14 protein-coding genes are annotated in these 20096 nt (G+C 65.6%); 2 read left to right on the forward strand and 12 right to left on the reverse strand.

All coding sequences use genetic code 11. From position 1 onward, the window contains the following. Nucleotides 1-23: 23 nt before the first annotated feature. Nucleotides 24-1139 (forward strand): hypothetical protein, encoded by a 1116-nt coding sequence (locus ACNFH5_RS29525; protein ID WP_416752326.1) that lies wholly within the window; start codon nt 24-26, stop codon nt 1137-1139. Nucleotides 1140-1734: 595 nt separating this feature from the next. On the opposite strand, the gene ACNFH5_RS29530 is transcribed toward ACNFH5_RS29525, so the two are convergent. The 11 genes from ACNFH5_RS29530 to ACNFH5_RS29580 form a co-directional block, all read right to left on the reverse strand. Beyond that, nucleotides 1735-4791, reverse strand: a complete 3057-nt coding sequence (locus ACNFH5_RS29530) for a multidrug efflux RND transporter permease subunit (protein WP_416752328.1) — start codon at nt 4789-4791, stop codon at nt 1735-1737. An 83-nt stretch (nt 4792-4874) separates the two neighbouring features. Further along, the gene (locus ACNFH5_RS29535) at nt 4875-6017 is read right to left on the reverse strand and encodes an efflux RND transporter periplasmic adaptor subunit (protein ID WP_416752330.1); all 1143 of its coding nucleotides are present in this window, start codon (nt 6015-6017) and stop codon (nt 4875-4877) included. A gap of 291 nt (nt 6018-6308) precedes the next feature. After that, nucleotides 6309-7934, reverse strand: coding sequence for a methyl-accepting chemotaxis protein (locus ACNFH5_RS29540; RefSeq protein ID WP_416752332.1), 1626 nt, complete (start codon nt 7932-7934; stop codon nt 6309-6311). 251 nt (nt 7935-8185) lie between these two features. Continuing rightward, nucleotides 8186-9280 carry a DUF1513 domain-containing protein gene (locus tag ACNFH5_RS29545; RefSeq protein WP_416752334.1) on the reverse strand — a complete coding sequence of 365 codons (1095 nt, stop codon included), beginning with the start codon at nt 9278-9280 and terminating at the stop codon, nt 8186-8188. A 100-nt stretch (nt 9281-9380) separates the two neighbouring features. Beyond that, the gene (locus ACNFH5_RS29550; RefSeq protein WP_416752336.1) at nt 9381-10442 is read right to left on the reverse strand and encodes an imelysin family protein; all 1062 of its coding nucleotides are present in this window, start codon (nt 10440-10442) and stop codon (nt 9381-9383) included. A gap of 15 nt (nt 10443-10457) precedes the next feature. After that, nucleotides 10458-11882, reverse strand: a complete 1425-nt coding sequence (locus ACNFH5_RS29555; RefSeq protein WP_416752338.1) for a di-heme oxidoredictase family protein — start codon at nt 11880-11882, stop codon at nt 10458-10460. Nucleotides 11883-12072: 190 nt separating this feature from the next. Then, the gene (locus tag ACNFH5_RS29560; protein ID WP_416752340.1) at nt 12073-13407 is read right to left on the reverse strand and encodes an imelysin family protein; all 1335 of its coding nucleotides are present in this window, start codon (nt 13405-13407) and stop codon (nt 12073-12075) included. Between the two features lie 263 nt (nt 13408-13670). Beyond that, nucleotides 13671-15752: a putative bifunctional diguanylate cyclase/phosphodiesterase gene (locus tag ACNFH5_RS29565; RefSeq protein ID WP_416752341.1), complete on the reverse strand. Its 2082-nt coding sequence runs from the start codon at nt 15750-15752 to the stop codon at nt 13671-13673. Nucleotides 15753-15947: 195 nt separating this feature from the next. Continuing rightward, the gene (sodB, locus tag ACNFH5_RS29570; RefSeq protein WP_024762591.1) at nt 15948-16529 is read right to left on the reverse strand and encodes a superoxide dismutase [Fe]; all 582 of its coding nucleotides are present in this window, start codon (nt 16527-16529) and stop codon (nt 15948-15950) included. A gap of 325 nt (nt 16530-16854) precedes the next feature. Then, nucleotides 16855-17457 carry a LysE/ArgO family amino acid transporter gene (locus tag ACNFH5_RS29575; RefSeq protein ID WP_416752344.1) on the reverse strand — a complete coding sequence of 201 codons (603 nt, stop codon included), beginning with the start codon at nt 17455-17457 and terminating at the stop codon, nt 16855-16857. A 3-nt stretch (nt 17458-17460) separates the two neighbouring features. Further along, on the reverse strand, nt 17461-17865 hold the full coding sequence (locus tag ACNFH5_RS29580; RefSeq protein ID WP_416752346.1) for an ACT domain-containing protein: 405 nt from the start codon (nt 17863-17865) through the stop codon (nt 17461-17463). Between the two features lie 94 nt (nt 17866-17959). On the opposite strand from ACNFH5_RS29580, the gene ACNFH5_RS29585 reads away from it, so the two are divergent. Then, nucleotides 17960-18865 (forward strand): LysR family transcriptional regulator ArgP, encoded by a 906-nt coding sequence (locus ACNFH5_RS29585; RefSeq protein ID WP_416752393.1) that lies wholly within the window; start codon nt 17960-17962, stop codon nt 18863-18865. On the opposite strand, the gene ACNFH5_RS29590 is transcribed toward ACNFH5_RS29585, so the two are convergent. Then, nucleotides 18852-19913 (reverse strand): saccharopine dehydrogenase family protein, encoded by a 1062-nt coding sequence (locus tag ACNFH5_RS29590; protein ID WP_416752348.1) that lies wholly within the window; start codon nt 19911-19913, stop codon nt 18852-18854. The two genes, ACNFH5_RS29585 and ACNFH5_RS29590, sit on opposite strands and share 14 nt — an antisense overlap. Nucleotides 19914-20096: the final 183 nt, after the last annotated feature.

The raw sequence follows: 20096 nt of genomic DNA on the forward strand, positions 1-20096 counted from the left end.
GGATTCGAGGAGAGGTTTCCAGCATGGAAGGAAAGGGCATTGGTGCATGGCTGGCAGCCTTCGGAGCGCTGGCTCTGAGTGCTTCGGCGGCGGGCGAGCCCTGGGTGGCCTTCACACAGAACGACCTGATCGGCTTCAAGGATGTACAGGGCAGCGTGAAGGTCCCGCCGAAGCTCAGCCCGATGTTCACGATGGCCCGGCGCTTCGAGCACATCATCGCCACCGGTGAGGAAACCGCCGACGGCTACCGCAGTTATTACCTGTTGCGTGATGGCCGCCAGGTTGCACCGGACTCGGTGTATTTCTTCGACAATGCGCCGATCTGCGAGAGCGAGAACAGCATCCGCTTCCGCGACCGCGTGCGTGACAAGGTTGGCTTCCTCGATGGCGATGGCCAGGTGCTGATCCCGGCCGAGCTGAGTGACGCCATGGCGATGCGCAACGGCATGGTAGTGGCGCTGAAAGGCGCAACCCGCAGCTGCGCCGAACCGGGTGTGAGCCTGGAACAGTGCGAGCACAAGGGCTGGAGCGGTGGCAGCGAAGTGCTGCTCGACCGTCACGGCAACACGCTGGTGGAGAACTTCGATAGCACCCACGCCGGCGCGCTGGACTGGTTTACGCGGCAGGTGAACGATCAGCCGTCCAGTGATCCGCGCCGCGTTTCGTTCAAGGGAGTCGACGGTCGCTACGTCAGCTTCGTCGACATCGAGAAGGAGTTCGCCGCCTGGTTCCGCGATGAGTTCCTACCCCATCTCGACGAGGTCTCACTGAAATCCCACAGCTACCCGCGAATCTGGAGCGGGCACGGCAGCGAGCCGCTGGATGACTGGAAGGCCGTTGCGCAGGACGACATGCTGAGCCAGCACGGCGCGCCACTGCGCGCGCGTCTGGAGGCGCTGAGAATCTCCGGCGGCTATGGCGTGCGCCAGGATGACATGGGCTGGCCGTTCGACCCGGAGCGCGAGCCGCAGTACTTCGACAATTGCGGCGATTTTGCCCAATGGAAGACACCGAAGGTCTCAGCGATGGAGCACTGGCAACTGGGTTCGTTCGAGCCAGCCAAACACGCCAGCTTCGACTTCATCCGTACTGCGGATGGGTATCGGTTGGTGGCGTTTTCAATTCCTGATTCCAAGTGATGCACAGGCTTCGTAGGAGCGGACTCCGTCCGCGATTGGCTTCCGGCGCGAGTCGGACCTATCGCGGACAGAGTCCACGCCTACGCGAGTGTTTGGCTACGGCATTCTTCGCGGAGATCGCCGGCCCCCGGTAGGAGCGAGCTTGCTCGCGAACGCGGGTTCGCCTGACGCATGGGCATCCGGCGGTTCGCGAGCAAGCTCGCTCCTACAGGGGGCGTTGTGTGGGGAGGGATAAAAAGCCCCGCAGGTGCAGGGCTTTTTCCTCAGTGCGCCGTTGCCGGTGCGGGTCTTCAGCCGGCTTCTTGTGAATGGTCTGTCAGGTGATGCTGAAAGGGAGCGATTTTGTAGGAGCGGACTCCGTCCGCGATGGCTTCCGGCGCGAGGTGGACCTATCGCGGACAGAGTCCACGCCTACGCGAGTGTTTGGCTACGGCATTCTTCGCGGAGATCGCCGGCCCCCGGTAGGAGCGAGCTTGCTCGCGAACGCGGGTTCGCCTGACGCATGGGCATCCGGCGGTTCGCGAGCAAGCTCGCTCCTGCAGAGGGCGTCGTGTGGGGAGGGATAAAAAAGCCCCGCAGGTGCAGGGCTTTTTCCTCAGTGCGCCGTTGCCGGTGCGGGGGCTTCAGCCGGTTTCTTGTCCGGCTTGGCCAGCAGCGTGTACACGCAGGGCAGCACGAACAGGGTGAACAGCGTGCCGACGCTCATGCCGGTGGCAATCACCACGCCGATGTCGAAGCGGCTCACTGCACCGGCGCCACTGGCGAACAGCAGTGGGGTGACGCCCAGTACCATCGCGGCGGTGGTCATCAGTACCGGGCGCAGGCGGATCGCCGCGGCTTCTTCGACTGCCTCGCGCACCGACAACCCGCGCTCGTGGCGCAGCTGGTTGGCGAACTCGACGATGAGGATGCCGTGCTTGCTGATCAGCCCGATCAGCGTCACCAGCCCCACCTGGGTATAAATGTTCAGGCTCGACAGGCCGAGGAACAGCGGGATCAGTGCGCCGCAGATGGACAACGGTACGGTGACCATGATCACCAGCGGGTCGCGGAAGCTCTCGAACTGCGCCGCCAGCACCAGGAAGATCACTGCCAGTGCCAGGGCGAAGGTGATCATCAGCGCGCTGCCTTCCTGCACGAACTGCCGCGAGGCGCCGGCGTAGTCGAAGGAGAAGCCGCGCGGCGATTCCTGCTCGGCGATACCGCGCACTGTCTCGATGGCCTCGCCCATGCTGACCATGGGCACACCGGAGATGATCGCCGAGTTGAGCTGCTGGAACTGGTTGAGCTGGCGCGGGCGCGCGCGCTCGTGGAAGGTCACCAGGGTGGACAGCGAGATCAGTTGGCCGCTCTGGCTCTTCACGTAGTAGTTGTTCAGCCAGCTCGGGTTGTCGCGATAGGCGCGCTCGACCTGGGCAATCACCTTGTAGCTGCGCCCGTCGATGGTGAAGCGGTTGATCTCGCCTTCACCCAGCAGCGCCCCCAGGGACACACCCAGGTCCTGCATGCTGACGCCCATCTGCGCGGCCTTGGCGCGGTCGATGTCGACCACCAGTTCAGGCTTGTCGAAGGCCAGGTCCAGATCGAGGAAGGCGAACTTGCCCGACTCTTCCGCGCGCTTCTTCACTCGCTCGGCCACCTGCAGGAGTGACTGGTAGTCGCTGGCGGTGTTGATCACGAACTGGAACGGCAGGCCCTCGCCAGTGCCCGGCAGCGACGGCAGGTTGAAGCCGAAGATCTGCAGGCCGGGAATCTTGTCCAGCTCGCCCTGCACCGCGTGCAGCAGTTCCATCTGGCTGCGCTCGCGCTCGTCCCAGGGCTTGAGCAGCATGCCGCCGATACCGGTCTGCACGCCGTTGTAGCCGTTGATCTGGAACGCCGAATAGTACTCGGGGAACTTGCGGAAGATGCCCTCGAACTCGGCGGTGTACTTCGACAGGTAGTCGAGGTTCGCCGTCTGCGGCGCGTTGGCCATGATGAAGACGATGCCCTGGTCTTCCTCCGGCGCCAGTTCCTTGTGGGTGAACATCAGCAGCAGCGGGATGATCGCCAGGATCAGCAGGGCGAAGACGATGACCACGGGACGGCTGTTCAGCGTGCCATGGAGCATGCGTTGGTAGCGCTGCTTGAGGCCTTCGAAGATCAGGTCCAGGCGATGGGCCAGGCCGCTGGGATTCTCGTCGTGGCGCAGCAGGCGCGAGCACATCATCGGCGACAGGGTGAGGGCGACGATGCCGGAGATGATCACCGCGCCGGCCAGGGTAAAGGCGAACTCCTTGAACAGCGCGCCGGTCAGGCCGCTGAGGAAGCCGATGGGTGCGTACACGGCGGCCAGGGTGATGGTCATGGTCACCACTGGCACGGCGATCTCCCGCGCGCCCTCGATGGCGCCCTGGAACGGCGACTTGCCCTCTTCGATGTGGCGGTGGATGTTCTCCACCACCACGATGGCGTCGTCCACTACCAGGCCGATGGCGAGCACCATCGCCAGCAGGGTCAGCAGATTGATCGAGTAACCCATCATCTGCATGAAGAACAGCACGCCGATCATCGACAGCGGGATGGTCACCACCGGGATGATCACCGAGCGGAACGCGCCGAGGAACAGGAACACGACCACTATGACGATCAGGATCGCCTCCGCCAGGGTCTTCACCACCTCGTCGATGGAGGCCTGGATGAAGCGCGTGGCGTCGTAGGCGATGGATACCTGCAGGCCCGGCGGCAGCTGCTCTTCCAGCTCCGGCATCTTGGCGCGGACTTCCTTGATCACGTCCAGCGGGTTGGAGCTGGGCGTGCCCTTGATGCCGATGTACACCGAGGGGATGCCGTTGAACGAGCTGACCGCGTCGTAGCTCGCCGCGCCCAGTTCGATACGGGCCACGTCGCCCATCAGCACGCGGCGGTCGCCGGCGGTCTTCAGCGGAATGGCGGCGAAGGCTTCCGGGGATTTCAGATCGGTGGTGGCGTTCACCGAGGTGACCACCAGTTCGCCCTTCACCTCGCCAGCGGCGGAGAGGAAGTTGTATTCGCGCACTGCGCTGGCCACGTCGCCGGCAGTGACGCCGTAGGCCGCCATCTTCACCGGGTCCAGCCACAGGCGCATGGCGAACACCTGGTTGCCGAGTATCTCGGCCTCGGCGATACCCGGCAGGGTGGCGAGCTTGGGCTGGATCACCCGTGACAGGTAGTCGGTGATCTGCGGGTTGCTCATCTGCTCGCTGAAGAAGCTGATGTACATCAGCGCCGAGGCGTCCGCCGCTTCCTTGTCGAGGATCGGGTCCTCGGCGTCGGGCGGCAGTTGGGTCTTCACCTCGCCGATCTTCGACAGCAGCTCGGTGACCAGGCGATCGGTGTTGGCGCCGATGTGCGCGTAGATCGAGATCACCGAGTAGTTCTGCCGGCTCACCGAGGTCATGTAGTCGATGCCTTCGGCGCTGGCAAGGCTCTGCTGCAACGGCTGAGTGATATAGCCCTGGATGGTTTCGGCGTTGGCGCCGGCATAGAAGGTGGTGACGGTGATCAGCGCGTTTTCCATCTGCGGATACTCGCGGATCACCAGCTTGCTGAAGGCCTGCATGCCGAGCAGGACGATCAGCAGGCTGACCACGGTCGCCAGCACGGGGCGACGAATGAACGGATCGGTGAACATAGCTCAATCCCTTAATGCGGACCCTGCCGGATGAGAGCGGGGTCTGTTGGCGCGCCGCATCGAGCGGCGCGCCGGCTATGCAATTACTGCGGGTCCTTGACGATGGCGACGGCGGTGCCGTTGTCCAGCTTGAGCTGGCCTGAGGTCACCACTTCTTCGCCGGCCTTCAGGCCCTCGAGGATCACCACGCTGCCTTCGCGGCGCTCGCCGGTCTTCACGAAGCGGCGTTCGACTTCCAGCTTCTTCTGCGACGATTCCGTAACCTGGGTCTGGCTGGTGCTTGCTACGTCGGCGTCCTTGTCATCCGCTTTCTTCTTCTGCGGCACCACCACGTACACCGAGTTGCCGTACAGGGTGAAGGCCACGGCGGTCTCGGGGACCACGACGCGCGGTGCGCTGTCCGGCAGTTGAACTTCCAGGTTGGCGAACATGCCCGGCAGCAACTTGCCGTCGGGGTTGGCCATGCTGGCGCGAACCAGCAGGTTGCGCGTCTGGTTGTCCACGCGGGGGCTGATGGCGTCGATCTGTGCGTCGAAGCTCTGGCCCGGATAGGCCGCCACGCGCACCACCACCTTCTGCCCGCGTTTGAGCAGCGGGAAGTCCTGCTCGGGCAGGAAGAAGTCCACCTGCAGGGTCGAAAGATCCTGCAGGGTGACGATCTCGGTGCCGGGAGACACGTAGTCGCCGACGTCCACCTGGCGAATGCCGATGGTGCCGGAGAAGGGCGCGAGGATGCGCTTCTTGTCCAGGCTCGCCTTGAGCTGCGCGACGGTCGCGGTGGAGCGGTTCAGCTGGGCGGCGAGGCGGTCGTACTCGCTCTTGGAAATCGCCTGGCGACCCACCAGGCTCTTGCCGCGTTCGTACTCGACCTGGGCCAGGCCGAGGTCTGCCTCGGCGGTACGCAGGGTGGCCTGCTCGACGTTGGATTCCAGCTGTACCACCGGCTGGCCGACCTTGACCTTGTCGCCGGAGACGAACTGCACCGCGCTGACCGTGCCGGAGACTTCGGCGGTCAGGGTCACGCCCTGGATCGCGCGCAGGGTGCCGATGGCCGCCAGGCGGCTTTGCCAATCGCGCTGCTCGGCCTGGGTGGCGTTCACGCTCACCGGCGGACGCGGTGCCGAGAACATGGCGATCTGTTTGGTGATGGAGAGGTATTTCGAGCCGGCGAGCACCGCAACGATGACGGCAACTACGCCCAGCATGATCAGCATGCGGCGCAACATCTTCCTGTTCCTTGGTACGTGCCTGGCAGCAATCGGGCGCGATCGCTCGCCCGGCAATTCAACCGGACAGCCTTCCGTTCGCGCAGATGTCGATCAGGCTCTGAAGCCGATACGTGGGACGCCCCATTGCGGGGCGGAATTGCGCACCTTATGCCTGAATGCCCGGCGAGTCAAAGGGCTGCGATTACAAGAGGTTTCCCACGAAAAGTAAGGTTGTTTGCGGTAGATATGCGCCGGATCAGTGCAGCGGGCAACTCAGGGGCGGAAGCCACGTCCATGTGGCAGAAGGGATCAGGCGCTGAGCTTGCGGGTGACGTCGGCGATCTCGCCGGAGAGGCCATGCAGGTGGCGGCTGGCGCCCTGGGTGCGTACCACGTTCTCCTCGTTGGTGGCGCCGATGGCGGTGATCTCGGTGAGGTTGCGCGAGATGTCCTCGGCAACCGAGGTCTGTTCCTCGGCGGCGGTGGCGATCTGCCGGTTCATATCGCGGATCGCTTCCACGGCCAGGGTGATGCTGCGCAGCACTTCGCCGGCCTGGGTGACGCGCTCTACGCCCTGTTCGCTGCGGGTCTGGCCGTTCTCGATGGCACGCAGGGCGTTCACCGAGCCGGTCTGCACGGTGTCGATGATCTGGTGGATCTCGGCGGTGGACTCGGCGGTGCGCTGGGCCAGGGTGCGCACTTCATCGGCGACCACGGCGAATCCACGGCCAGCTTCCCCGGCGCGGGCAGCCTCGATGGCAGCGTTGAGCGCCAGCAGGTTGGTCTGGTCGGCGATGCCGCGGATCACTTCGAGCACCTTGCCGATGCGCCCGCTGTCGCTTTCCAGGCGGCGGATGACGTCGGCGGTGTTGGCGATCTCGTTGCTCATCTCGGTGATGGTGACGATGGTGGTCTTCATCACTTCGCCGCCTTGCTGGGCGTGCTGGTCGGCGTCGTCGGCGGCGCGCGCGGCATCGGAGGCGTGGCGGGCGACTTCCTGGGCGGTGGCGGACATCTCGTGCATCGCCGTGGCCACCTGGTCGGTGCGCGAGAACTGCTCGCGGGTGCCTTCGGCCATCAGGGTGGCGATGGCATTCAGCTCGCCGCTGGCGGTGTCCAGTTCGGTAGTGCTGTGTTTCAGGCGGGTGAAGGTCTCGGCCAGGAAGTCGCGCAGAGTGTTGGCGGCGCGGGCCAGGCGGCCCAGTTCGTCGCGGCGGCTGGCGTCGACGCGCTCGCCGAAGTTGCCTTCGCTGAGCTGGGCGATGTGCTCGATCAGGCGCGCAATCGGGCCGATCAGGTTGCGATTGACCAGCCACAGGCTGAGCAGGCCCAGCACCAGGCCAGAGATCAGCAGGATCAGGCTGCCGCTGATGACGGTGCTGTGAGCACTGGCGGAAATGCTCCTGGCTTCTTCCTGGGCGTCGCGGTGCAGGCTGTCCACCAGGGCGGCCATCTGCTCGCTGGCGGCGCGGTCGATGCCCTTCACGGCGGCGTCGCCGGCGCGCGGGTCGCTGCCGGCGGCGAGGTAGGCGTCGCGGCCTTTGCGATAAGCCTGGCCGAGCTGGCGGTGCTCGTCGCGCAGGCGCGTTACCTGAGTCTTGAGCTGCGGATCGTCGCTGGCGCTCTGCTCCAGGCGGCCGAGGACTTCCTGCACGGCGCGTTCCTGGTCTTCGAACTGGCTCCAGTATTTGTTCAGATCGACCGGCTGCTGGCCGCGCAGGAGGACGTTCTTCCATTCCTGCACCTGGACCTTGAAGGCCAGGTTGGCCTGGTCGACCAGTTGCGAGGATTGCAGCGGGCCGTCCAGCAAGCGCTGGTAGGCGACGACGCTGCCGGAGAGGAAGTGGAAGCAGGCAAGGGCGATCAGCAGCACGAGCAGCAGGCTGCCGCCCAGCAGCGAAAGGATCTGGGTACGCAGGGAAGTGTTGGGGGACATCGTGGGTACGCCTCTAAGACGCAGGGTGGGAATCGGTCAGTCTTTGCATCGGCCGCGCGGGCGCGTATTTGAGCCCGAGCAGATGAGTGGTAGCGCCGTCGGCCGCTCTGGGACGGGCGTTCAGCTGGATGTCGTGAGGTTGAGGATCACGTAGGAGCGGACTCCGTCCGCGATCGTTTCCCGGCAGCTCGGCTTGTGGGCTAGGCACATCGCGGACGAAGTCCGCTCCTACGCTCGCCGGGTGTATGGACTCAGGCCAGGTGCAGGTGGTTGTCCCAGAAGGCCGGGGGCAGGTCCAGCGGCGTGCCGGCGATGCGCTCCTGGCGGCAGTCATAGACGCGGCAGCGGCCCTGGCCGGAAGTGACGACGAAGCCGTCCTTCACCGCGCCGACGCCGGCGCAGTCGGGCAGCGGCGCGTCCAGGCGCACGGCGCCGGTATCCAGGTCCCAGATGAAGAAGCGGTTGCCGCGCGGCGCGGTGAGCGCGACCAGGCGCAGTTCGTTGTGTACGGCGACGCTGGCGGTGTACTGGGTCATGGCCAGGCGCTGTTCGTCGGCCAGCGGGAATGGCTGGAATGGCTGCCCCGGCCGCTTGATGGCGAGCAGGTCGGCACGGTCGTGGGAGTCGCCCATGTATTGCTGGCCGGCGACGATGGTACCGTCCTGGGCGATGGCCAGGTGGCGCACGCTGTTCATCTGTTGCGGCAGGGTTTCCTTGGAGATCAGGCTGCCGTCACGGCGCATCAGCACCAGGCTCGGTTCCATGGCATCAAGGTTCATCTCCACGCGGCTTTCGGCTTCGGTGCGGATGCCGCCATTGGCCACGACCAGGGTCTCGCCGTCGGGCATCCAGGACACCTGGTGCGGGCCGAGGCCGTGGGTGGAAATCTCGCCGGTGTGGCTCAGGCGCTCGCCGTCGAAACGGTACACGCCGAGCATGCCGCGCCCCGGGTCGGTGGTGTCGTTCTCGGTGGCGTAGAGCCACTCGCCGTCCTTGTGCCACACGCCATGGCCGTAGAAGTGGCGGTCGGTTTGCGAGTCGAGGGTCTGTAGCAGGCGGCCGTCGTTCAGGTCGATCAGGTAGCTTTGCCGCCCTGGACGCCTTGCCACGAACAGCGCCAGCGGCAGGCTGGGATGCTGCACCACGTCGTGGCAGCGCAGGCCGACTTCGGTGGCGAACGCACAGCTGCCGTCCAGGCGATAGCCGACGGCGTAGTGCTTGCCATCCGCGTCGTCACGGGCGGACAGCACCAGGGGCTCCTTGCCCTTGCGTGACAGCGTCCAGCCGCCGAAGGTCAGGGCGCCGAGCAGCAGGCTGCCCAGGCCGATCACGTGACGTCGCAACATGGCGTTCACCTCTATTACTTCTGGTATTCCATCGATCTTGCGAGCTAGAGCCAGGCTGGGCGGAAAGATACGTCACCTGGCCGACGCGCAGCAGACCGAATCAGTCGCCGTCGTTGGCGTTGAAGCCGAGCTGCACCCCGAGGGCCTTCGCCAGATCGCTTTCGTGCAGGCGGTGGACGACATTGAGGCTGTCGTACAGCTCGTTCAGTTGCTTGATGCCGGATTCGTCCTTGAGCAGCTCGCTGAGGGGTTTATCGATGGCCTTCAGCTTGCCGTGGACGTCGGCGTAGGCCGCATCGATCTTGCCGGCCAGTTCTTTCTGCTCCGCCGGCAGCAGGGCGCGCAGGCCTTTCTTGTCGGTGCCGTCCCACAGCGCCTGGGCGCCGGTCAGGCTGGAGTCCAGGCTCGCCAGCGACATGTCGCTGCGCCAGCCTTCGGCCTGGAAGGGCTGCGGGATGCCCTTGCTTTGGCGGCCCAGCGGGGTGCCGAGTTTTTTCTTCAGCATGTCCAGCGCGGTGACCTGCACGCGCAGCAGCTCGGCGATGGCCTCGTGGGCATCGGCGTAGCGCTCGTTGGGGAACTTGGAGAGCTGGGCGAGCATGCCGCCGTCCTGCTTCCACTGCGCCAGAATGTTCTCCGCCAGCGCTTGCTGGTGGCTGCCGATGGCCTCCAGCAGCGGGCAGTAGCGCGCCTTGGTTTCGGCATTGGCGAGGTCGATCTTGGCGTCGAAGAGAATGTACTCGTAGGCGGTCAGGCCCTGGACCACGACGCTGGATTTATCCAGGGTCGCCGGGGAAATCGCGTTGCCGCTGCTCAGCAGTTGTTCGACCTGGCGCGCGACAAGGTTCTTCTTGTCCGGCCAGAACTGCACCTGCCAGGAGCGGTTGCCCTCGGCCAGCGGGCCGACCAGCAGCGGCTGCAGCTCGGCCCAGGCCTTCTGCGCGGCCATGAAGTCGGCGCGCGCCTTGGTCAGGTCTTCCTTGCCCTGGCAGTAGGCCAGGGCACTGGCCGCCAGCGCGCGGTCGGCGTCGACCCAGCGGCTGTAGGTCGGCAGGATCACTTGCTGGGCCAGCGTGGCGCTGGTGGTGGCCTGCGGGTCGGTGGGCGAGCAGGCGCCCAGGGCGATGGCGAGGCTGGTGATCAGCAGTCGGGGGCGGAACATGGTGGGCTCGGCTCCTTAGAGTGAGTTCAAGAACGCCAGCAGGGCATCGCGCTGCCCGGCGTCGAAATTCAATACGCGTTGCTTGGCCGCTTCGGCTTCGCCGCCATGCCAGAGCACGGCTTCGAGCAGGTTGCGGGCGCGGCCGTCATGCAGGAACTGGGTGTGGCCGTTGACCGTCTCGGTCAGGCCGATGCCCCACAGCGGCGCCGTGCGCCAGTCGCGGCCGCTGGCGAGAAATTCCGGGCGATTGTCCGCTAGTCCCTCGCCCATGTCATGCAGCAGCAGGTCGCTGTAGGGACGGATGACCTGGTTGGCCAGCTCCGGTTCGGCGGCGTTGGCGCCGGTGGTGAACTTGGGCGTGTGGCAACTGGCGCAGCCGCTGTCGAAGAACAGGCCCTTGCCGGTGAGCACCTGCGGGTCGTCGTGCTTGCGCCGTGCCGGCACCGCGAGGTTGCGGGCGTAGAAGGCAACCTGGTTGAAGATGTGCTGGCTGACTTCCGGCTTGCCGCCATCGATGGCGTTCTTGCAATCGGTCTGCGCCGCCGTGCAGTCGTCGCTGGGCAGCAGGTCGCTGGTCAGGCCCATGTCGCCGGAGAAGGCGTGGGCGTTCTGCTGGGCGACGTTGGGTTGCCCGGCCTTCCAGCCGAAGCGGCCGAGGACCGTCTGCTGCGTGGCATCGTCCCAGACGCGGTTTGGGCGGCCCTGCACGCCATCGCCACCCTTGGCCTGGAGCTCGGCGTTGGCGAGGATGTCCGCTTCGCTGATGGACTCCAGCAGGCCCAGGCCGATCATCGGCGGGGCGATGCGGGCGGAGAACATCGTGTCCGCATGCATCGGGCCGTAGCCCAGGTCGCTGATGCGCAGCTTGGGTTTGCGCAACTCGACCACGGTGCCGTCCTTGAAGGTCACCGGCATGGCGTCGTACTCGACGCGGACCTTGCCTTCGGGCGCGACGCCGGGGATTGCCGAGTCCTGGAACTGTCCGCCATACACCGGCTCGGGCACCACGCCCAGGCGCTTGATGGTCTCGACGTCGGCGGAGCCGGCGGGGATCGACAGGCGCACCAGCATCGACACGGCGTTGACGTCGTTCAGCTCCGGCGGATGGCCGCGGCCGTCCTTGATGTGGCAGTTCTGGCAGGCGTTGGTGTTGAACAATGGGCCGAGGCCGTCGCGCGCGGTGGTGGTGGTTGGCGCGATCACCCAGGGGTTGCGGAAGAAGCTGTTGCCCACGGCGAAGTCCAGTCGGCGGCTTGGCGTGAGGTTGGCCGAGGGCATGGAATAGGCGTTGCGGTCGCTCTGCTTGACCGTGGTGGCGCCGCCGGACAGTGCTTCGCCAGGTTCGGCCACGGCGTGCTGGGAGGTCTCCGGCTTGCACGCGGCAAGGGCGAGGGCAGACAACAGCGGCACGAGGTGCAGGGCGGTACGGCGGTGGAGCATCGACGGGTTCCAGGCGGTGACATGGCAGCGCGCCATGTTATCAGGGGCGTCAAATGCAAATATGAAAAATTTGTATTTGCGAACGACATCGTTTGCCGTCCGGAAACGACAAAGCCCCGCAGTGCGGGGCTTTGCCTTTGCCACTTCAGTAGCTGCGGCCTGGAGCCGCAGTCACTTCAGGATGTGCGGATCAGAACTGGTGATCGGCGTTGTCCGGCTTCAGGTCCTGAACGCCGACCGCGGTGGCGGCCTTCTCGATGGCGCCGGTCTGCTTGACCAGCGAGGCGATGGCGTCGCGGATCTTCTGCTGATCGTCCTTGTCTTCCGGAGCGATCATCTGGTCGAAGTGCACACCGTCCTTCTCGGCACGGTCGACGATGACCTGCATCTTGGCTTCGGTATTGGCCAGGTCATTCTTCAGCTCGGTATCGGCGGCGGCGTCGACCTTGGCGACCAGGTCGGACAGGCTCGGGCCCTTCACGACACTGCCGTCGGTACGCTTGTATTCGCCGGTGTAGATGTTGCGGATGCTCTTGGCGTTGAAGAACAGGGTGTTGTGGGTGTTGTCGCTGAAGCAGTCGTGCTCGTCTTCGGTGGAGTTGGCTTCCAGCGCGACCTTCATGCGCTCGCCAGCCAGCTCGCCCAGGGACAGGGAGCCCATGCCGAAGAACATCTTGCGCAGGTTGTTCTCGGCGGTGTCGGCCTCGACCTTGGCGCGGTAGTTGTCGGCGACACCGGACTTGAAGTTGCCGGCCATTTCTTCCAGGTCAGCCACCAGCAGGTCGGTAGCGGCCTTCAGGTAGGCGGCGCGACGGTCGCAATGGCCGTTGGTGCAGTCCTTGCCCTGGGCGTAGTCGGTGTACTTGCGGTCGCCGGCGCCGGGCTTGGTGCCGTTCAGGTCCTGGCCCCAGAGCAGGAATTCGATGGCGTGGTAGCCGGTGGCAACGTTGGCTTCGGAGCCGCCCAGCTCGTTCAGGCCCTTGAGCTTCTCGCCAGTGATTTCCTTGACGTCGATCTTGTCTTCGCCGACCTGGATCTCGGTGTTGGCGATGATGTTGGCGGTGGCGCCAGCGTTGCCTTCGGCGTGCTGGTAGTCCTTGGCGACGTAGTCGATCAGGCCTTCGTCCAGCGGCCAGGCGTTAACCGCGCCTTCCCAGTCGTCGATGATCGAGTTGCCGAAGCGGAAGGCTTCGCTCTGCGAGTAGGACGGGCGGGAAGCGATCCAGGCTTCGCGGGCAGCTTTCAGGGTTGCTTCGCTGGGCTTGGCGATCAGCGCGTCGACGGCGGTCTGCAGGGCCTTGGCGGTGGTCAGGGCGTCGCCATAGGTGGCCTCGGCGATGTCGAGGTAGTTCTTCACCACGGCCTTGACCGCGGCCTCGTCGACCTTGGCAGCCGCTGCCGGGGCAGTGCTCTGGGTGCTGGCAGCCGGAGCGGCGGGGGCTTCGGCTTTCTTGTCATCGCCGCAGCCGGCGAGGGAAATGGCGATGGCGAGCAGGCTGGCAGTGGCCCAGGGCATACGAGTCATGACGGGTTCCTTTGCATGGAGAGGAGGCGCACGTAAAAAGGACTGCGCAAGAAAATCCGCAACATAATGCGAAAGATTTGCATTTTTGAAAAGAGAGATCGGTGGCGCGGTTCGATCACGGGGCCAGCACGGCGCCAGCAACGCGCAGGGAGAGTCGTTTTTGGGTAGGAGCGAGCTTGCTCGCGAAGAGCCCCAGCGCCGGTGCCATGCGGTTCGCGAGCAAGCTCGCTCCTACAGGCGAATCGTCACGCGCCGGGCGCGCGTCAATGACGCTCGACGGACCCGCCGGGATTGCCGCCGGCCGCTTCGGCCAGGCGTCGCGCCTGCTTGAGGTAGAGCGTCAGCTCGCGTGCCGGCAGCGGTTTGCTGTAGAGGTAGCCCTGACCTTCGTGGCAGCCCTGGGCGATGATGTAGGCCTCCTGCTCGACCGTCTCCACGCCCTCGGCGATCACCTGCATGCCCAGGCTCTTGCCGAGCTGGATAATGGCGCGAACGATGGTGGCGTCGTCGTCATCCAGCAGCAGGTCCTGGACGAAGCTCTTGTCGATCTTGATCTTGTCCAGCGGCAGGCTCTTCAGGTAGCTCAGCGACGAGTAGCCGGTGCCGAAGTCGTCGATGGCGATCAGGGCGCCGGCACGGCGCAGGCTGAGCAGGTGCTGGGCGGCGGTGGAGATGTCTTCCATCAGGCCGGTCTCGGTGACTTCCAGCTCCAGCGAGCGCGGCGGCAGGCGGTGCATCTGCAACAGGTTGCTGACCACACGCGGCAGGGCGTTGTGGCGCAACTGCACGGTGGACAGGTTGACCGCCAGGCGCAGGTCATCGAAGCCCTGGTCGTGCCATTCGCGCAGCTGGCGGCAGGACTGGTCGAGCACCCACTCGCCGATGCTGAAGATGCTGCCGTTCTGCTCCGCCAGCGGGATGAACAGGTCCGGAGCGACCCAGCCCTGGGTCGGGTGTTGCCAGCGTAGTAGCGCCTCGACGCCGACCACGCGGTGATCGCGGTAGTCCACCTGCGGCTGGTAAACGAGGTGCAGTTCGTTGCGCGCCAGGGCTTCGCGCAGGTCCTTCTCCAGTTCGCGGCGGCGGCGCATCTCGCTGTCGACGCTGGCAATGTAGAACTGGTAGCGGTTGCGCGAGCGACTCTTGGCCAGGGTCATGGTCTGCTCGGCTTTCTGCAGCAGCTTCTCGGTGGTCTCGCCGTCCTCGGGGAACAGGGTGATGCCGATGGTGGCGCGCAGGTGCACCAGATGCTGGTCGAGTTCGAACGGCGCTTCCAGGTCGTCGAGAATCTGCTGGGCGAGCTCCGCCGCTTCGTAGGGTTGTTCGATGTCGGCCTGGACCAGGGCGAACTGGTCGCCGCCCAGCCGCGCCAGGGCGCCGAGGTGTGCGCTGCGGGTGCGCAGGCGGTCGGCGAGGGCGATCAGCAACTGGTCGCCGAACTGGTAGCTGTACTGTTCGTTGATGCCCTTGAAGTCATCCAGGCCCAGGCAGAGCACGGCGACGCGGCGCTGCAGGCGCGAGGCGCCCTCGAGAATCTGGTCCAGACGCTGTTGCAGCAGCTTGCGGTTGGGCAGGCCGGTGAGGAAGTCGTACTGGGAGATGCGCAGCAGGCTGTCTTCGGCTTCCCGGCGCAGGTGGCCGTTGCGCTCGATGGAGGCCAGCAATTGGTTGGCGGTATTCACCCACAGGCCCAGTTCGTCCTTCTCGTGGCCGTCGGGCATGGGCAGTTTGTGCTGGCTGGGGCGGTCCGGGTTGATCGAGGCCAGGTGCTCGATGATCTTCGACAGCGGCTTGGTCAGCAGCCAGTGGTAGACCATGAACAGCACCAGGCTCAGGGCCATGGCGCGCAGGATGCCGGAGATGAAGATGATTACCGAGGTGGCGACGAAGTCATCGCCGTAGGGCGCGGTGTCGAGGGTGATCTTCAGGTCGCCGTAGTACTCGTTGGAGCCGCCACGGCCGGCGAGGCGGATGGAGTAGTTCTGCTCGGCGCCGAGAATGGGGTCGGTCAGCCAACGGGTGTTGGACTCCAGCAGCGGGCGGGATTTCTCCGCCAGCATGGGCTCGTCGGGATGGCCGATGGCGGCGTAGCGCACGGCTTCATGCTGGAACAGGCCTTCGAGGACCTGCATCGCCATGTCGCGGTCGAGGCTGTAGACGGCCTGGGTAGAGGGATCGCGGACCATCGCCAGGATGCGCTGGGCATCGCTGTGCACGGCCAGGCGCGCTTTGTGGGCGTCGTACACGATCTGGGCACAGCTGAGTACCACCCCGACCACGAGGGCCGCGAGCAATACCATTCGCAGCAGCTTGAGGGAGAGGCTGTGCCGGGGATCCAGTTTCAAGGGCTTTCCTTGTTTCTCGCCAGGGGCGAACGACTGGGGCTGAGTATTGGCAATTGGCGCAATGACGTCAAAGGGCCATCGTTGTGTTTCGTGACTGTACCGGCCTTTCAGGTTAGCTGACACGAAGGTGTTACGCGCCCCTTACGAAAAAACCCGGCACAAGGGCCGGGTTTCTTCAGATCAAGCGGGGTGCGATCAAGCAGCGAACTGCTCGGCCACGAAGTCCCAGTTGACCAAGTTCCAGAACGCCTCGACGTACTTCGGACGCAGGTTGCGGTAGTCGATGTAGTAGGCGTGTTCCCAGACGTCGCAGGTCAGCAGCGGGGTGTCGCCGCTGGTCAGCGGGCAGCCGGCGCCGATGGTGCTGGCCAGGGCCAGGGAGCCGTCAGCTTTCTTCACCAGCCAGCCCCAGCCGGAGCCGAAGGTGCCGATGGAGGTCTTGCTGAACTCTTCCTTGAACTTGTCGAAGGAACCGAAGGCAGCGTTGATCGCGTCAGCCAGGGCGCCGGTGGGCTGGCCACCGCCGTTGGGGCTCAGGCAGTTCCAGTAGAAGGTGTGGTTCCACACCTGGGCGGCGTTGTTGAAGATGCCGCCGGAAGAGGTCTTGACGATGTCTTCCAGGCTCTTGCCTTCGAACTCGGTACCCGGAACCAGGTTGTTCAGGTTCACGACGTAGGTGTTGTGGTGCTTGTCGTGGTGGTATTCCAGGGTTTCCGCGGAAATGTGCGGCTCAAGGGCGTTCTTCGCGTAAGGCAGCGGCGGCAATTCGAAAGCCATGGTCTCTCTCCTATCTCACTCAGTCTGGGCTAGCGCGACGAGCGCGCGACCGGTACACGGGGCCGGTTCGATGTTTGTCGCGGCATCCGGGCGTAGCTGCAATGCGCCCCGTCAAGGGACAGGCAGCGCGCCAGTTGCGTCCGGAGGGCTCAAGGCCCGCCGGCGCCGCGAAGGTCCGATCATAGCACCCGACCTGCGGCATATCCACGCAGCAACTGTAAGGGCAAAGGCCCTGCACAGCGGTCTGCGCCGGAGCGCGACGCTCACTATGCACAGACCGGGATGACGGAACGTCGTTCGGATTTGTTCTGTGGCCGGCTCGGGATCAGTTGGCGAATACCAGCTGCGCGGCCATGCCCAGCATCATCACCGCGACCATCAGGTCCACCAGTCGCCAGGTCGCCGGCCGTGCCAGCCAGGGCGCAAGCCACGCGGCGCCGAAGGCCAGCGTGAAGAACCACAGCAGCGAGGCGCTGGCCGCCCCCATGGCGTAGGCGCCGGGCGCTGCCTGCTGGGCACCGAGGGAGCCGATCAGCAATACGGTGTCGAGGTACACGTGGGGGTTGAGCAGGGTTACCGCCAGCGCTGCCATGAGCACGGTGCGTCGCGAACGCGGCCCGGTCTGCGTGATGTCGGCCATGGCTTCGGGTGCGACTGCACGACGCAGCGCCTTGAGGCCGTACCAGACCAGGAAGGTGACCCCGCCCCAGCGGGCGATTGCCAGCAGGGTCGGGTTCTCGACGAGGATCTTTGCCAGGCCGAAGACGCCAGCGCTGACCAGGATGGCGTCGCACAGCACGCACAACGCTGCCACCGAAAGGTGGTGCTCGCGGCGCAGACTCTGCGCGAGAACGAAGGCGTTCTGCGCGCCGATGGCGATGATCAGGCCGGCGGCGACGAGCACGCCATTGAGGTAGCTCTGCCACATGGCTCAGACCTCCGGATTCAATGCGAGGGCGCGCAGGACATCGAGTGCGCGCGGGCCGTCGGCGTGGGCGACGAACAGGTGGTCGTGGTACCAGGCGGCGATCACGTTGCAGCTGATCCCGGCCTTGGCCAGGGCCGTCGCCACGGCGGCAGTCAGGCCGACCGCCTGCAGTGCCGAGTGCACTTCGAGGGTCAGCCACGCGGCGACGTAGTCGAAGGCCAGCCCGGCCTGTTCTGCCTCGGCGCGGGGCAGGATCAGCGTCAACCCTTCGCTTTCGCGGAAGCTGCCCAGCGGCTGGAGACCGGCCGGAAGCTGGCCGTCTGGCAGAGTGCAGAACACGTACTCGCCGTCGTTGAGTACCGGGGTCATGTCGCGCAGCAGCGCAGCCAGGGAAGTTTCGCCAGCCATGGGGCAGTCCATCTGTGAGAGTGGGAATGCTGGCGATTGTCCGGCTTTGGCCTGTATAAGAAAAACCAATACTGCTGATATCTCATTAGGGAAACTGATCATGTTCGACTACAAGCTGCTTGCTGCTCTGGCCGCCGTGGTGGAGCAGGGCGGTTTCGAGCGAGGCGCCCAGGTGCTGGGGTTGTCGCAGTCGGCGATTTCCCAGCGCATCAAGTTGCTCGAAGCGCGGGTCGGCCAGCCGGTGCTGGTGCGCGCGGCGCGGCCGCAGCCGACCGATCTCGGCCAGCGTCTGCTCAACCATGTGCAGCAGGTGCGTCTGCTGGAGGGCGATCTGCAGCAATGGGTTCCCGCACTGGACGACGGCGCGGCCCCCGAGCGCCTGCGCCTGGCGTTGAACGCCGACAGCCTGGCCACCTGGTGGGCCCATGCGGTCGGTGATTTCTGCGGCGAGCGCCATGTGCTGCTGGACCTGGTTGTGGAAGATCAGGAGGTCGGCCTCAAGCGGATGCGCGCGGGCGAGGTGGCTGGCTGCGTCTGCGCCAGTCCGCGACCCGTTGCCGGCGGTCGCTGCGAGCCGCTGGGTGCCATGCGCTACCGCGGGCTGGCCAGCCCGGAGTTCATCGCCCGGCACTTCCCCAGGGGCGTGACGCCTGCCGGGCTCGTTCGCGCACCGGCCATCGTCTACGGCCCGGACGACCAACTGCAGCACCGTTATCTGAAGGAGCTCGGCGTCGACGGCCACTTCAGCTATCACCTGTGCCCGTCCTCCGAAGGCTTTGTGCGCATGACCAGCGGGGGCCTTGGCTGGGGCCTGGTCCCCGAGCAGCAGGTACGCGGCGAACTGGAACGCGGCGAGCTGGTGGATATGCTGCCGGGGCAGGTGATCGACGTGCCTCTTTATTGGCACCACTGGCGCAACGGCGGCGAATTGCTCGCCGCGCTGACCCGGCACCTGCTGGCAAAAGCGCCGGGGCTGATGGTGCCGATCAGCCGCGAATGACGATGCTGCCGCTGCCCGGCAATTGCTCGATGCAACGTGCGCCGAAGAGTTTCGACGGGGTGAAGTAGCCGACCGTGTTGGGGTTGGCCAGCAGGTGACGCACGGCGAAGAGCACGCCGTGGAGGGTCACGTCGTAGCCGTTGGCGGTTTCCAGCCGCGCGGTGCGGCGTTCGCCACGGGCGTTGCGCACCTCGCCCCAGACCCAGGTGCGCAGCTTGCTGCGGGCCAGTTCGTCCGGGCCGTGGACGCGCCTCTCGACTTGCTCCTTGAGCCAGCTCTGCACGCGGTCGCGGCCCAGCAGCGGGCGGAAGCTGTCCATCACCCGCATGCCGATGGCAGCGGCCGGCGGCACCGGCAGATAGACCTCGATATCGCCGATGCCGGTGGAGTAATAGGCCGTCGCCACGTCTCCCCAAGGAATGGTCACGGCGTGTTTGAGGCCGCGGCCGAAGTCGATGTCGCGGCGCTTGTAACCCAGCGGCACATCGCGCAGACGCCCGGCTTCACGGACCTTGCCGCCCAGCTTGAGGCCTTCCACGGTGGTCTTGGCGGTGCCCGGCGACAGGCCGCTGCCGCTGTCGAAGCCCAACGCCAGGTGTGCGGCGTCGGGCATGGCTTCCTTGAGGCAGGCGGCGACGCAGTCAGTGGGGATTACGTCGAAACCGACGCCGGGGCAGATCACCACGCCCGCCGTGCGCGCCACTTCGTCCAGGTTGTGAGCGTATTCGAAGACGGAAATCTCCCCGGTGATATCCACGTAATGCGCGCCGCTGGCGATGCATGCTTCGATCATCGGCGCGGCGGTGGCGGAGAAAGGCCCGGCGCAGTTGGCGACCACGCCGACATCCTCCAGCGCAGCCAGGGCGGCGGCGCTGTCGTTCAGGTCGAAGACCCGGCATTCCAGCCTCAGCGTGCTGCCCAGCGCATGCAGGCTGGCCGGGTTGCGACCGCCGAGGATCGGTTTCAGGCCCTCGCGCTGCGCCTGCTCGGCCACCAATCGGCCGGTGTAGCCGTTGGCGCCGTAGATCATCCAGTGCGTCCTGCTCATGATGCGGCCTCGAGAGAAAGCGAAGAGTGCATCAAGGGTAGTCGCAACCGCCCCGGGCATGTCGCCGATCGCAAGTCGTGCAACCCTGGCCGACCAGCGCGGTCTGCAAGGATTCGTTTCTGGCGTACAAGGCCAGGGTGGTGCGGTGCGGCGCCTGCTAGAGTCGCCGCATTACAAGAACAG

Source organism: Pseudomonas sp. NY15435, assembly GCF_048068295.1.
Classification (GTDB): domain Bacteria; phylum Pseudomonadota; class Gammaproteobacteria; order Pseudomonadales; family Pseudomonadaceae; genus Pseudomonas.